Origin of the sequence: Algoriphagus antarcticus (assembly GCF_002150685.1) — a bacterium.
Classification (GTDB): domain Bacteria; phylum Bacteroidota; class Bacteroidia; order Cytophagales; family Cyclobacteriaceae; genus Algoriphagus; species Algoriphagus antarcticus.
The window spans coordinates 18,638-33,300 of record NZ_MSSW01000042.1; the positions used below are offsets into that span (position 1 = coordinate 18,638).

At 40.4% G+C, this 14,663-nt stretch carries 13 protein-coding genes; 4 read left to right on the top strand and 9 right to left on the bottom strand.

The genetic code is table 11. The features are described 5' to 3' along the window. Nucleotides 1-92 precede the first annotated feature (92 nt). Nucleotides 93-314 carry a hypothetical protein gene (locus BVH04_RS14005; protein ID WP_086542097.1) on the top strand — a complete coding sequence of 74 codons (222 nt, stop codon included), beginning with the start codon at nt 93-95 and terminating at the stop codon, nt 312-314. Between the two features lie 686 nt (nt 315-1,000). After that, entirely contained in the window at nt 1,001-2,902 is a 1,902-nt protein-coding gene (locus BVH04_RS14010; RefSeq protein WP_086542098.1) for a sialate O-acetylesterase, read from the top strand. A 228-nt stretch (nt 2,903-3,130) separates the two neighbouring features. On the opposite strand, the gene BVH04_RS14015 is transcribed toward BVH04_RS14010, so the two are convergent. Further along, the gene (locus BVH04_RS14015) at nt 3,131-4,198 is read right to left on the bottom strand and encodes an alpha/beta hydrolase (RefSeq protein ID WP_086542099.1); all 1,068 of its coding nucleotides are present in this window, start codon (nt 4,196-4,198) and stop codon (nt 3,131-3,133) included. A 155-nt stretch (nt 4,199-4,353) separates the two neighbouring features. Between BVH04_RS14015 and BVH04_RS14020 the strand changes: the two genes are divergently transcribed. Then, complete coding sequence (locus tag BVH04_RS14020) at nt 4,354-4,923, top strand: hypothetical protein (protein ID WP_086542100.1); 570 nt, start codon at nt 4,354-4,356, stop codon at nt 4,921-4,923. A 183-nt stretch (nt 4,924-5,106) separates the two neighbouring features. Here the strand turns inward: BVH04_RS14020 and BVH04_RS14025 are convergent, their stop codons facing one another. Then, complete coding sequence (locus tag BVH04_RS14025; protein ID WP_086542101.1) at nt 5,107-5,433, bottom strand: antibiotic biosynthesis monooxygenase family protein; 327 nt, start codon at nt 5,431-5,433, stop codon at nt 5,107-5,109. A 315-nt stretch (nt 5,434-5,748) separates the two neighbouring features. Here BVH04_RS14025 and BVH04_RS14030 point away from each other — a divergent pair, with 315 nt between their 5' ends. Beyond that, nucleotides 5,749-6,693, top strand: a complete 945-nt coding sequence (locus BVH04_RS14030) for a DUF4097 family beta strand repeat-containing protein (protein WP_086542102.1) — start codon at nt 5,749-5,751, stop codon at nt 6,691-6,693. A gap of 842 nt (nt 6,694-7,535) precedes the next feature. Here the strand turns inward: BVH04_RS14030 and BVH04_RS14035 are convergent. The 7 genes from BVH04_RS14035 to BVH04_RS14065 all read right to left on the bottom strand — a co-directional run bounded on the left by BVH04_RS14035 (nt 7,536) and on the right by BVH04_RS14065 (nt 14,663). Further along, complete coding sequence (locus tag BVH04_RS14035) at nt 7,536-9,305, bottom strand: peptidase associated/transthyretin-like domain-containing protein (RefSeq protein WP_086542103.1); 1,770 nt, start codon at nt 9,303-9,305, stop codon at nt 7,536-7,538. A 100-nt stretch (nt 9,306-9,405) separates the two neighbouring features. Further along, a complete protein-coding gene (locus BVH04_RS14040) occupies nt 9,406-10,380 on the bottom strand; it encodes a FecR family protein (protein WP_205635855.1) in 975 nt (324 codons plus the stop codon). Between the two features lie 12 nt (nt 10,381-10,392). Then, a complete protein-coding gene (locus BVH04_RS14045) occupies nt 10,393-10,974 on the bottom strand; it encodes an RNA polymerase sigma-70 factor (RefSeq protein WP_086542105.1) in 582 nt (193 codons plus the stop codon). 153 nt (nt 10,975-11,127) lie between these two features. Continuing rightward, entirely contained in the window at nt 11,128-12,345 is a 1,218-nt protein-coding gene (locus BVH04_RS14050) for a hypothetical protein (RefSeq protein ID WP_086542106.1), read from the bottom strand. Between the two features lie 110 nt (nt 12,346-12,455). After that, nucleotides 12,456-12,686 carry an acyl carrier protein gene (locus tag BVH04_RS14055; RefSeq protein ID WP_086542107.1) on the bottom strand — a complete coding sequence of 77 codons (231 nt, stop codon included), beginning with the start codon at nt 12,684-12,686 and terminating at the stop codon, nt 12,456-12,458. Nucleotides 12,687-13,081: 395 nt separating this feature from the next. Then, on the bottom strand, nt 13,082-14,359 hold the full coding sequence (locus BVH04_RS14060) for a sugar isomerase (RefSeq protein WP_086542108.1): 1,278 nt from the start codon (nt 14,357-14,359) through the stop codon (nt 13,082-13,084). Between the two features lie 112 nt (nt 14,360-14,471). Further along, entirely contained in the window at nt 14,472-14,663 is a 192-nt protein-coding gene (locus BVH04_RS14065; protein ID WP_086542174.1) for a hypothetical protein, read from the bottom strand.

Genomic DNA, 14,663 nt, shown 5'->3' on the forward strand with positions numbered 1-14,663 from the left:
GTGAAAAAAGTGAACTGCATTTGCAAAATATAGGTGTGCAAATACGATTTTCCCTTTAATTCTCATAATTTGTCTCCCATAGTTACTGGTGTATGAAAGGATTTGTGGTAAGTGGAATAGCTTGTTTGATGATGCTTTGGGCTGGATCAGTTTCTGGTCAGGTTGAAGAAGAAAAACTGGTTTTTCGAAATCTTGATGAAAGTCTGGGCTTGTCCAATTCTAATATCCTGAGCATGATCTGGGGGTTTTTCGTGTTGATGGATTTACTCATGAAATTCAGGCCAATCAGGAAGACAAGGGCAGACTTCGGCTGAATAATAATATGGTGAAAACGAGCTAAACGCGCAGCTATATAAAAAGAAAGCTCTTTTCCCTACACACGAAGAATTTTCCACAGCAAAAATATCAGACATTTTAACAACCGAAGAGCTAGAAAAAGCAAAGGTGACGAAGCACAAACACTCGAAACAAAGATGTACACCATGAAGAATGGGGTTCTCGGAGAAGTGCTTTTACCTACACCATCCCAGTTTTCTCCAATTCAGGCGATTTCTCCTTTGAAGACATAAGCTCATTTGCAGATGAGGCATACATTGACGAAAGTTGTAGCTACGCATCCAATGAAATCGCAATCAACTGGAATGCTCCTTTCGCTTATTTAACCAATTCATTAGAAGTTATTAATCAGTAAGTTTCAAAATCATAAATTTTCTTCCCCCACTAAATCTAAAATTACCGGGCGGGGGGCCCAATGAAGGTGGGCTCTAGATTGAATTTAGCAAATGGATGAATTGCAGATATCAGTATATGTTTTATATGTCTCCATTTCCCTAGCAATTAGTTAAGGTGGCTGTTAAAAGGATATGCCCAGAATTTGGGCTTATTACTTCTGTCTCCGGTCTTCCAGCCTGTTTACTCGGAGAAATTATTCTATTGGCATCAATAGGTTTAGATGTTTCAGTTTTTTTAGGCAATTTCCCATTAGAATCAACCACACCCTATGAAACATATCTGGAAATTATTCGCCCTCTTTATTCTGTTTTCCTGTGAGTCTTCAAAATTTGATTCGGAGGTTTTCTTGCCAAAGCTTTTTGGAGATGGGATGGTCGTGCAGCGTGAGGCAGCTATTTCCGTTTGGGGAAAAGGCATTCCCGGTGAAAATGTTCGGGTAAGCTTGGCAGACGCGGTAACTAGTGCAACTGTAGACGCAGATAGTACATGGATTTTGAAGCTGCCAAATTTATCCGCAGGAGGTCCTTTTGTATTGGAGATAAATCAGCAAATCTTCAATGATGTCTATGTCGGTGATGTATGGGTAGCAGGTGGTCAGTCCAACATGGAATGGAGGCTGAAATCTCAGGTTATCGGAGCAGAAAAGGAATTTGCTGAGGGAGGAAATCCTCAGATCCGATTTTTCAAAGTCCCCAATTCTTACAGTGCTGTAAAGTTGGACGATGTGGTAGGAGGTGAGTGGAAAGTAGCTGATTCAGTGAATATGAAGGATTTCTCGGCGATTGCTTGGTTTTTTGCGAAGCGAAATAATAAAGAAAAGAATGTTCCAGTGGGAATCATAGAGGCCAACTGGGGAGGGACGCCCGTAGAAGGCTGGACTGATGCCGAGATCCTAGCGGAAATGGAAGGGTCGTTTAAGGAGCAAGCTAAGGATGTCGTTGAGAACAATCAAAGTTGGGATGCCAAACTAAAAGAGAATGAGTCGAATCGCCAATTGCGCGATTCCTTGGTGAGCAAACCGGATTCTCTTGCAGCATTGCAAGTTGCTGCGATTTCATATGATGATTCGAATTGGAGAAAAATTAATCTGCCTCAAGCCAATCCTCTCCAGCATATCGCTTGGGCTCGTAAAAAATTCAAACTTACAAATACAGATAATGTAAGCCTCCACTTGCCAAATATCGAGCAAATGGCCTATGTGTATGTGAATGGGAAACTGTTGCATTACAAAGATTGGGGTAAAACTTTGCCGGAGATGGAAATCCCGGCGGAAATGCTGGTCAAAGGAACTAATGTCTTGACTGTGCGCGCGATAAATACTTGGAATAATCAGCCAACTATAGGGAAGTCAGAGGAAATGTATTTGCTACAGTCAGATGAGAAAACATCGCTTGAGGGAACGTGGAGCTATTCTAATTCGACTGTAGAGCCACAACTTCCAAAAGTAGAATGGTATAACTGGATGCCGGGAATGATGTACAATGCCATGATTGTTCCGATTACCAACTATACGATCAAAGGTGCAATTTGGTATCAGGGAGAAAGTAATGCTGGTCGTCACGAAGAATACAAAGAACTATTCTCTACGATGATTACCAACTGGAGAGCTGATTGGGGGTTGGGTGATTTCCCTTTTCTTTTTGTACAGCTAGCTAATTTCATGGAGAGAAAAGATGTACAGCCGGAAAGTAATTGGGCATTTTTGAGAGAGGCTCAGAATCAGATTCTAGAACTTCCAAAAACTGGAATGGTGACGATCATCGACATAGGAGAAGAAGCAGATATTCACCCTAGGAACAAAAAAGATGTGGGAGAGCGACTTTGGCTACAGGCTAGAAAAGTTGCGTACGGAGAGAAAAACCTAGCTTCTGGGCCACAGTTTGACTCACTTTCTCGACAAGGAAATGAGTTGATAGTTAAGTTTAAGTCCGCAGGTGAAGGGCTAAAGCTGAAAGAAGGGGACGCAGTAAAAGGGTTTATTGTTGCTAAGGAGGATGCAGATTTTCAACAAGTGGCAGGCTCAATTGTAGATAAGGAAACGGTGAAGATTATGCTTCCAGAAGGAATAGAGACCGGGGAAATCCGCTATGCCTGGGCAGACAATCCTGAGGTGAATCTGGTAAATAACCTGGACTTACCTGCTGAGCCATTCAGGGCTAAGTTTGAGTGAAGCTAAAAAAAAATGAAATTTTAATATATGACTATTCGCTATGTTGCCACTAGTCTTATTTTCTTTTCGGGCTGGATGACCGATGACGGAAGACCGAAGTAAACCAGAATTCAAGGTGTCTTTGGATTTTCGATCCTATAAATTTTCTATTGGCAAGATTCCGTATAATCATATTAAGAAAATTCTCATGTTAACTCTTCGAAAATCTCCGAGCTCTTTGCGGTTCAATCAATCAATTTTCCCCATGGATTCCTGCACCTGCAGCAGCTCATCCACTTTTTCCTGAAACTCAGGCTTAGCCGGGATTTTCACCACGTTCTCTAAGAAATCAATTGTGCTGAAAAGCACTCCTTCCCAATCTCCAGAGGTGATAGAACTTCCAATCACGTGGTCGCCAGAATTTGGAAATGCTTTTTCCCGCTTCATTGCTGCAGGGGTAGAAATCTGCTCAAACATTTCTTTCATCTTTGGTACTGAGACGACCATGTCTTGAGCTTTATTGTCTTTATAATAGTATGCTAAAAATAAGGGTTGCTCAATATTTTTGAACGTGTTTTCATTCATGTTGCTATACATGATGATCGCTAGACTTTCGTAACCGTTGATATGATAATCTTCTGACCAATACATGGCTTTTTCACCTTCACGCGGCTGATGAATCATCTTCTTTTCCATCATCGTCATTTCCATTACTTTTTCCATCCATGGATTAAAGAATGCGCTCAATTTTTCACCATAATCCCGTATAGCGGGAGAATAAACAACGACTGCTTTGATATCAGGTTGCTGGCTCGCCAGAAGCAAAGTCAATGCTCCCCCCATGGATGTGCCGACTACGATCACTTCATCCCCAAGACTTTTACCTATTTGATAGGCTTCCCCAGCAGCATTGGCTAGCGCCTGTGGGCTCATGTATTCCATCCCGTTTTCCCGCTTGATACCATGCTCAGGCAAACGAGTTACAAAGAGATTGGCTCCGAAATGAGCAGCAAGAAATCTGTGGACAGGGTCTCCTTCCATAGGGCTAGCTCCAAATCCGTGGATATAGACGATAGAGTATGGAGTCTTGCGCTTATTCAAACTATCCGCCCATACGATATAGGCTTCATTTCCCGGTTTCAGCCCTACTACAGAATCTTCTCGTTGGTGTAAGTATTCCTGCAATTCAGCCAGACGAGTCGGTATTTGGGGGAATTCTATGGCTATTTCTTGATCCTTGACCTTGGGGCCCAGCATATACACAATGGCAAGCACCATCGCTGCGGCAAACACTCCTAGCAGTATTTTTCTCAGCATAAGATCAGTTGGTTATAAGTAGCGGTAGTGTTGTTTGAAAAATTCATAAAAGTGTAAAATTTAAAACTAATTAAACAGTAAAATTTAATCAAATCTAAACATCAATTTCGACCGAAATGCGTTAATTCGTATTAATAATTCTTAAACCAACATTTATGAAACATGTTATCCTTGTATTCTTATTGCTATTAAGTAGCCAATTACTGATGGCTCAAGAAACAGAACCTGAACTGGCAACTCGGTCTATTTATGCAGAACTGGGTGGAGCTGGCTTACCTTACAGTTTTAACTATGATTTTCGCTTTGATAAAACCAGAATGGACTCTTGGGGCATGAGAGTTGGTTTTGGTGGCTATGCATTGGATAGAAATTCGTTTTATTCTCTTCCTGTAATGGTGAATAAATTATACGGAAAAGGAAATCATTTTTTTGAAATGGGTTTTGGTGCGACTTTCGTTGCTTTTAAAAATAATAACTTTTATGAGAGTTGCTATTTTGATCAGAATGGCACTTATATCTGTAATAGTTATAATCAAACTAACTCTGGGACAGCCTTCATTTTAGAAATAGACGGATCTCCATCTGTAATGGGAGTCTTGAATTTTGGCTATAGAAGAATGCCAACTGATGGCGGTTTTATGTGGAAAGTAAATTTGAATCCGATCTTTAATAACAATGGGTTTTGGCCATTGTTTGCGGGAGTTGGTCTTGGATATGCTTTTTAGCAGTTAATCCTTAGTATTGAGACATTAGACTTAAGATTTTAGATCCTTTGGAATAATTCAGTGTTACAAATCCTGAAATATTTCAAAGGATTTTTTATAGGCGTTTTCTACTATAAGATTTTACCAACACTGCTGAGTTGGTTAAAATGTGATAAAGGTCTGGCTGAAATCTCATATCTGAAATCACTTATCGGCAACCGAAAAATCATAATCCCGCTCTACTCGACAAATCCGGGTTTTATAAGCTGAATACCATTTTTCCCTTCCCATTCTTTGGGCAAGTAGGTGATCAGTCTGTTGCTTCCAGTTTCGAATTGCATCTAAACTTGACCAATAACTGACTGTGATTCCTAAACCATCACGTACACTTTCATGCCCAAGATATCCATCTTGCGCTTCAGCCAATCTTACCATTTCTACTGCTGTCTCGGCATAACCTTCCTCTATTTCAGTTCTGATATTCGAAAAAATAACTGCGTAGTAGGGAGGTCTTGGAGTGTCGGCGATCATTTTTTTAAATTTTAACTAAGGGTAAGTACAAAGAAAGCTGTCTTAGCTTTATCTGCTAAAGATGATTTGAATAAGGTGTGACTGTTCATTCAAATCTAATGAAATGAGGAATACTACAGTAATCGAAAAGTGTTGAATAAGAGATGAATTCCTCATTTCTACTTCAATTCTGTAGAATACATCGTCTTTTCAAATTGATTTAGATCAAGTAATAAAAAAGGAGAAACAGAGCCATTTAAATCTGCATAAGTTTGTGTGCAAGCAGATGTAGTTAGTATTATATATCAATATTTTATCTTGAAAAACTATCTGTTTATGAAATTGAAACAAATTAAATTTCGAAAATTAGCATTTGTTCTACTTTGGTTAACTTTTGCTTCTTTGGCATCTTGTGATTATGACCTTGAGTTAGTCCAGTCAGTTAATGAGGAATTCACAGGGATTTCTTCTGTTGAAATAGAGTCATCTTTTCTGGATGTGACTTATCAGGGAAATGTAAATGCCGAGTCAGTACAACTCCTTGGAGCTCTGGAGTCGAGCAGATCAGGAAAATATTCTATTGAGTATCGTGTGGAGCAGGATAAGCTGATCATCGAAGTGGAAAAACACGGCGGTGGCGGCGGAAATAGCCGTGGCTATCTCAACCTTACTGGCCCTGTATTGATGAATATAGATCTGGAAGCCGGTTCTGGGAATATTCAGATTCACCAAGTTACTTCTCAGAAATTTGAGTTTGATGGGGGATCTGGGAATGTGAGGCTATCAAGTATCAGTGCTCCCCTTATTGATTTGGAGTTGAGTTCTGGTATGATCGATGCTACACAGTTAATAGGTAATGTAGAGTTGGAGATGTCATCGGGAAATGCCACTGTTTCAGATCTCGAAGGGAATATAAATGCAGTAGGATCTAGCGGAAGATTTAGTTTCAATGAAATTAGCGGCAGGGTAAACAGTTCATTGAATTCAGGAAACGGAACTTTAAGCAGAGTTCAAGAAATTGGGAAATTGAAGGTTTCCTCTGGAAATTATACAGCAGAAGATTCTAACCTAGGGCCTAATACAATATTTGAAGGTTCTTCAGGGAATTTTGATATTAAAACAAATTCCGATTTGAATGGTTTCAACTTTGATTTGAAATCATCCAGTGGAAATCTAAGGGTAGGAGGAAGTACTTCTTCAGGCTCATTGAAGATTAATAACGGTTCTCCTTATACCGTGTCTGGTGTTGTCTCTAGTGGCAACATTCAAATAAGGAACTAGTGAAAAATTGTTTAAATCACCCAAAACCTGGCTTCGGCCGGGTTTTTTTATGTTTTTTTAAACCGCGGTGGTCGCTGAGGGTAACGCAGAGAAAACAGATGGCACGATTGGGACGAAAGATTTTTCGCCATTATGAAATGCTGAAGACTACATTTTAACAGGTTCAAGTCATGAGACTTGAACCAGGATGGGGCTCAATTTTCTATTCTAGACTATGAGCGTTATGAGACTCTATGTGGCGAAAAAAATGCGGTCAAAAAAATAAACTTCAATGTAGTCCGCGTTTCCAAAGACTTTTAATTTATGTTATCATCATCCATCGGTTTTGGCGAACTGGCATTTTCTCTATTGGCATCTTTTCGGCCAAAATACGGGAATCTATTCAATCATATTTTACCTCGGGTTGAAACCCGAGGCTAAAAAAAATGCCGTTCCTCTGGAACTTGGTTTTGGCAGAAAACTATAGGGTAGGAGCGTAACGGGATTATTTAATTCTAAAATGGCGAACTGGCATTTTCTCTATTGGCATCTTTTCAGCCAAAACACGGGAATCTATTCAATCATATTTTACCTCGGGTTGAAACCCGAGGCTAAAAAAAATGCCGTTCCTCTGGAACTTGGTATTGGCAGAAAACTATAGGGTAGGAGCGTAACGGGATTATTTAATTCTAAAATGGCGAACTGGCATTTTTCCTTTTGACATCTTTTCGGCCAAAACACGGGAATCTATTCAATCATATTTTACCTCGGGTTGAAACCCGAGGCTAAAAAAAATGCCGTTCCTCTGGAACTTGGTATTGGCAGAAAACTATAGGGTAGGAGCGTAACGGGATTATTTAATTCTAAAAAATAACCTGAATCCCACCGGTAATCCCACCATAACTCCGGTAGATGCGTGTTGATGTGGTTTTGTCTAAAATATTCCAGCCATTGGTAAAATCTTCCTGACCCGGATCCAAGAATGCAAAATTAAGGCTTGGGCCTGCGAAAATGCGAAAATGGTTGCCAAATTGGTAACCGGGGAAAAGTCGAAAAGATTGGAGATGATTTGATATTTCTTGAAAATCACTGGCAGAGAGGCTTAAAAATTCTGTGTCTAGAGAGAATTTGGAGTCTGGAATCAAGTGAATCCCAAATCCAGCCTCTATTCCAATAGGAGTGTCAACATCTCTAAGATTATAGGCAACTCCCAGAATTCCATACATTTTTCTACCTCCTGACCTAAAAGCGAAATGAGTAAATCCCGACTCATCAAAGGAAAGTCCTAAATTCTTCTCTCCATTTTTGATAAAGTTCAAAAGACCAAGCGGGTTGTCATTTTCCTCTGCAATATTGATCAGCGATAATTGAAATCCTTTGACTTTTTTAGCTCGGTTGACAATGGCAGAGACTTGATGATTTACAGAATCACCCACTATATTGGAAATTCCTGCCAATTGAAAGCCTGCTGATTTTGTGGCATGATTAGTTATACCTGCAAGCTGAAAATGATTGGAATTCTTCGCGTGGTTAACAATTCCGGCTATCTGTACATCAGCATCATTGTTCACTTGATTCACTATTCCACCAATCTGAAGGCCTTCTGCATTTTCTCGCACATGATTGTAAATACCTCCAACTTGCAAGCCATCTATATTTCTGTACACCGAATTGTAAATTCCTCCTACCTGAACTCCTTTGGACCCACCGCCTACTAAGTTGAAAATACCAGCAGCTTGCACAGATTTCACATCTCTTTTATTTATGTTGAAGATTCCCGCCAGTTCCATTCCTTCGATTCCGGCAGTATAGCCACCTATTAGGTTTAGGGAAAATTTGCTTATAGTTTGACTGCTAAACATACCTTTGGAACTCAGTCCAGGGATCAGGGACATTTGAAATGGGCTTTCCGCAAAGAAATTTCCTACGTTTATTCCTTGTAGTCTTTGTCTGAAACCAATGAACGCCCTTCCTAAGAAACTATCTTCCAATGCTCTAGTTGTGCTGTCTTCAGGTAAGTAGCGGAACCTCCGATTTTCCTTCTCTACGACAATATCCACAGTAGGCAAAAGCAAAAAGGTAGTATCTCTATAATTCTCCTTGCTCAGCTTGAGCCAAATAGATGAGTCTAATTTCTTATACTTCAATTTGAAATACCCCTTATCATCTGTGAGCGTGGAAGCAAGGCTATTTTTGTCATAGATACTGGCTTGGCTCACAACTTCATTGGTTCGGACATTTTTGATATAACCTTTTACTGTTATCGTTTTAAATCTTGTGTCCATATCAGCATCCAGATCAAGTTTTTCCGGTGCATAGCGGATGATGATGTAGCCTGGCAGCTCTTTGTATTCATATTCACTGCCAAGTTCTTTCAGGAGAAAATCGCCTATGGTACCGGAGAATCTTTCTGTATCCAAGGTTTTATCCAGTTCCAGAAGTGTGCTTTCATAAGAAAAATAGAAGGCATTTTGAGCAGAAAGCGTATCCAGCATTTGACGAAGATTGAGTTCGTCATCTCTTTGGATTTGAATTTTCTTCTCAAGCATCATTTGCGAAAATCCATTGACCGAATTGATCAAAAAAATTAAGAGTAGGATAGAACCCTGAAAAAGTACTTTAGAGTTGAGCATTTAAGTCAATATATTAAAAACAGGAATGATGATTCAATTTAACAAAGTAAGGACTATGATTTTTTCAACCATAGTCCTTTATTCTCTAGAAAGTAACTTATTACTCGATGATAATCTTTCCGCCACGTTGAGTAATTTTCAAATTCAAAGTTTCTCGAATCACTTCAAGATTCTCACTGAGTAAGCCATATTCCAAAGTCGTAGTGATGGGCAGTGTCCTCAATTCCACTTTGGCAATTTCGATGTTAGCATCGTAGGCTTCATTGAGCGTTGCCACCAACTCTTCCAATGGAATCCGATCAGCCTGAAATTTCTTGCTGACGTAATAATTGTAAAGCTTATTTGTTTGTAAAGTCTTTACCATTTCACCAGTATTTTGATTAATGCTGAGTTTTTCGTCTGGCTTAAGTATCTCTTTTCTGCCTTCAATTTCTACTTGTACAGAACCTGTCACCACGATCACTTCTGTAGTATTCTCATAGGTTTTTACATGAAAACTTGTTCCCAAAACTGTTATTTGAGCCCGATCTGACTGGATTACAAAAGGCTTTGCTTCATTTCTTTTTACGTCAAAGAATGCCTCTCCATATTCTAAACTCACTTTCCTTTCATTTGCGAAAAGCTTCTGAGAATAGGTTACCTTCGTATTTCTATTCAACGTAATATCCGTACCATCCAGCAGCTGTACTTCCATATGCGTGCTTTCTGACTGGAGTTCAACTGAGCTAAAATAGGCTCTGCCAGACTGAGGTAGAAAAGCCGAATAAACCCATGCTGATACAACTATTAATGTGATTGCCGCCGCCACTCTGAACCAGTTGCTTCGCAAAAAGCGCTGATTCTGTTGCGGGTTATTTGCTATTTTTTTATCTCTAAGAGTTGTGAATTTCTGCCAAGCTTGGTTTTCATCCATGTCGCTTTTTTCCAAGAGAACATTACTGGAATCCCAAATCCATTTTATCTCTTCGAATTGCTTTTGATTCGCGGCATCACTGGCAATCCATTCTTGTACAGCTTTGGTCTCCTCTGAATCACTTTCCTGAAGCAAATATTTGATCAATTTTTCTTCGTTCATGGTTTCCATAGCTTATAGATTTATCAAAAACATCAAAAGCAGCGGAAGGAATTCCGCGAGTTCAAACCGCAGCGTCTTCAGTGCTTTCCCCATGTGAGCTTCCACCGTTTTGATGGAGATTCCCAATCGATTGGCTATTTCCTGATATTTCAGTTCCTCAAACCTGCTGAGATTAAACACCATTCGGCATTTCTCAGGCAGTTTTTCCAGCGCCAATTGGAAGCGCTCATACAATTCATTTTCTTGGCCGCTGATCGGCTCCCCAACTTCCTCGGGCTTGCCCTGAGTCATTTCGTAATGCGCATGTTCCCAATGCTTTCGTTTCACTTGTTGATGCTTGATGTGGTTCAGACTGTCATGGTACACAGCTCGGTAGAGGTAAGCCTTTAGCGAACTGCTGATTTCAATGGTTTCTCGTTTTTCCCAAAGTTTGAGAAATACGCTCTGTACGATTTCTTCTGCTGTTTCCGACTCCTTCAAAATCGCCATTGCATAGGCATGCAAAGCCTTGAAATATGTCTTGAACACGACTTCGAATGACTGTTCATCGACCAGCGTGAGCGTATTTGACGGATGTGATAGTTTCTCTGTCACTTGCGATTCTTTGATGCTTTCAGTGATATGACAAGTTGAACTGGCTTTACCCTTAGCGGGGTTGGTAAAAATATGGGTTTATTGGTAATTGTGATTATTGTCAGGTGTTTGGTGTCGGGTGACCGATGTTAGTTGCATCGGTCATATCACCATTTATTGGTAGAACCTCACATTCAAACCAACCGTAAATCCCAACAGTACCGCTTGCTGATTTTCTCGATTCGTCTTGTCCCAAATTGTCAAGCCCGAATGATCCATCATATTCCAGTCTTCTGAATACACGTAGGAAATACTTGGCCCTGCGAAAAGATGAATACTTTGGGAGATATTCAGGGCAGGCAGTAATTGGAAGCTGAATTTTGCGAAATCATTGTCCTTAAAATCCGTCAGATATTTGCTTACTCCTTCCAAGTCTAGGCGAAAGTGTTTGCTTTCCACCAAATTCAAACCTAAACCTGCTTCAAATCCATATTTCAGGTCTTTAATTTCAAAGTTTGTTCCCAAGCCAAAAATCCCATAAATCCGCTTTCCGCCCGAGCGAAAAGTTAGAAAGGAGTTGAAGTTTTCATCCATAGAAACACCTATTCTATGCTCACCGTTTTTCACAATGTTGATCAAGCCAATCGTATAATCACTGCTGTCTGCAATATTGATCAGGCCGATTTGCATGCCTTTGACTTTTTTAGCTCTATTCACCAGCCCTGCGATCTGAATTCCCTCGACATTTGCTGCTACGTTTGAGATTCCTGAAATCTGGATTCCACTCACATTCTTGGCTAATGAGGCAATTCCTGAGATTTGTGCCCCATCTATTTCAGGTGAAATGCTAGCAATTCCCGACACTTGCAAGCCAGTTACAGACTTAGAAATACTTGAAATTCCAGAACCTTGAATCCCATCAATTTTCTCAGCAATATTTGAGATTCCAGCTAGCTGGGCTCCATCTACAAGCTTAGCGGTATTGAAGATGCCCGAAGCCTGAAAAGCAGAATTCCCTAAGTTTATATTGCTGATGCCTGCAATCTGGGCGGCTTGAGTGGCATCTGAACTTTGATTGAGAATGCCTGCAACCTGTAGACCTATTACATTACCGGAGACATTGTTCCAGAGCCCAGAGATCTGTGCGCCTCGCACATCGCCTTTGACCATTCCCGCCAAACCGTAGATCGCAGCGCCAGTTTCTCCTCCGGACAATCCCGTAAGTACATGAAGGCTAAAGTTGTTGGTATAATCAGCTGCCTCTGTTCCATGCGTGGAAATAGGGTAGAAGACCCCTACATGAGCGGGGCTTTTTTCTTGAGCATATGAGATTGATATGAAAGTGAAAAACAAAAATGATAATAGGGCGAGTTTTAGTTGGAGAGTTTTCATTGAGGTGGGTTTTTAAAACTAATCCAAAGTCAACGGTAGAAAAGTGCTTACTAGCGCGACATGGATTGGTGAAAATTTAATTATTAAGTTGTTGCTTTTGCTGTGGAGTTTCAATCAATCAGCATAGCGATCAGTTGGGATGGTGCATCCACTGCGATTACTTTATGATCTTCGAGCTCCTTTTCAAGGGCATACTCCAATTCGAAAATCAATCCATTCAGGAAGATTTTATCCATTCTCAGATCGAATATGAAGTGATCGTGTTTTCGAGCTCCAGTCAATACGATTCCGTATTCGTTGAAGACTTGAGTGATTTTTCGGAGTTGGCTATATTTTCCCATAAGCTATAATGACTTTTTTGTGAGGTCATATAGGTGACAGCTTTGAGCGGGATTACCCTTAGAGGGGAAGTAAAAAATGTAAATATTTAAACCGCAAAGCACACTGAGTTTTTCGCGGAGACCCGCTAAGAAGCAGGAGAATGATTATATGAGGTACTTGAAGATAGCAATTTGCCAAGTTCCAATTTACAAAGGGGGCAAGGGGGATTTTCCAATCTGAAACTCAAATTAAAACTGAAAATTGTATTAGGAGGATACCACGTATTACTTTTTAGAGTTTGGTTAATTATCACAAAAATAAATCCCCCAAACCCCTTAAAAGGGGGAGTGCTCCTGTTCAATCATGAAGTTCGGATTAGGGGTGAACTGTGTTTTAGATTAAAACTTAATATAAATTACAACCCAGAAGCTATTGATTTTAAGCCTCTTTCGTGAATCAGAGTTTCTCTTACTTTAAGACTTCTGAACGTTTGAATTGGATCAATCGCTCCACCTGATCTGCGGATAGCTTCAGCTAGAAGTGGACGAAGGTCTGTTCTATAGGCATCCTGCAAAATCTCCTGTGCGCCTGTTACATCGTGAACTTCCTGAGCAGCGTCCAGAGATTTGGTGTCCACCAATAATGCCTGAGCGTACGCAAGTTTAATCGCTTGCACAGATTGAATCAGATCCTCCATCGGGTCTTTTAGATTGTGACTTGCGTCTATCATCCATGAAAGTGGGGGATTTTTCGTTTCGCTAAAGCCTTTCACAAGTTCCTGAAAAATCAAGAATAGCTGATACGGTTTTACACTTCCAACTGTCAAATCATCATCTCCGTATTTTGAATCATTGAAGTGAAATCCGCCCAATTTTCCTTCCGTCATTAGGGTAGCCACGATCTGCTCAATATTGGTATTCGGAAGATGATGCCCAAGATCCACTAAAGTGTATGCCTTCTTACCAAGCTTATTTGCCAATAAAAATGACGTTCCCCAATCTTGAATCACTGTACTATAAAAATGCGGCTCATAAGGTTTGTACTCAATAAGCAGTTTCCAGTCTTCAGGCACAGCTTTGTAGATTTCCTGTAGCGATAAGTGGGTGTTTTCCAGCGCTTTTCTCAAACTATGCTGACCTGGGAAACTACTGCCATCAGCCAACCAAACGGTGAGTGCTTTGGAACCTAATTTCTCCCCAATCTCAATTACCTGTTTGTTATGCTCGACAGCCAACTCACGAACCGCAGCTTCAGAATTGGCCAAAGAACCGAATTTATAGCTATGCGCTTGATTGGTTTGGTCCTGGAAAGTATTGGAATTCACTGCATCGAAGCAGATTCCTACCTCCGCTGCACTGTCCTTGATTGCTTGATAATCGCTTGGAATATCCCATGGAATATGGAGAGAAACGGCACTGCTGGATTGATTGAGGTCATGAAGTATTCCTACATCCTGAATTTTTTGGATCAAAGTGGCAGGTTCTCCACCACCAGAGAATCTCCCAAAGCGTGTTCCGCCTGTTCCTAGAGCCCAACTTGGAATGGCAATTTGCAAAGCTTGAAGCTTGGAAATTAGTTCTTCTACATTGTTTCCTTTTTTAGCCAGGCTTTCCGCAAGGAACTCGAAGCTTCTTGTATGCTCAGCGCTTTGAGGTTTATTTTGATCGTTTATTTGGTCGAGAGTAAGTTTCATAGTTGTATTATTTTAACCGCAAAGGGCACAAAGGTCATGCAAAGGGCGCAGTATTTTTTTTGATAATTGTATTTTCCATGCGTCTCCAGAAGCTGGACTTAACGAAAGCTAGCTAGATGACTTCTTCCTCTTCCTCTTCTGACTTGTTCATCCAAAAGGAAGCCGTCCCAAACCAGACTACCGTGCCAATTAGCATTAGCGTTTTAGATAGATTTGGTTCGATATATCCCCAAAATACAAGGAATGCTGGAACAAGTGTAAGTGCTAAAGCAGCGAAGGATATTATTTTAAGTATAGTTGCCAC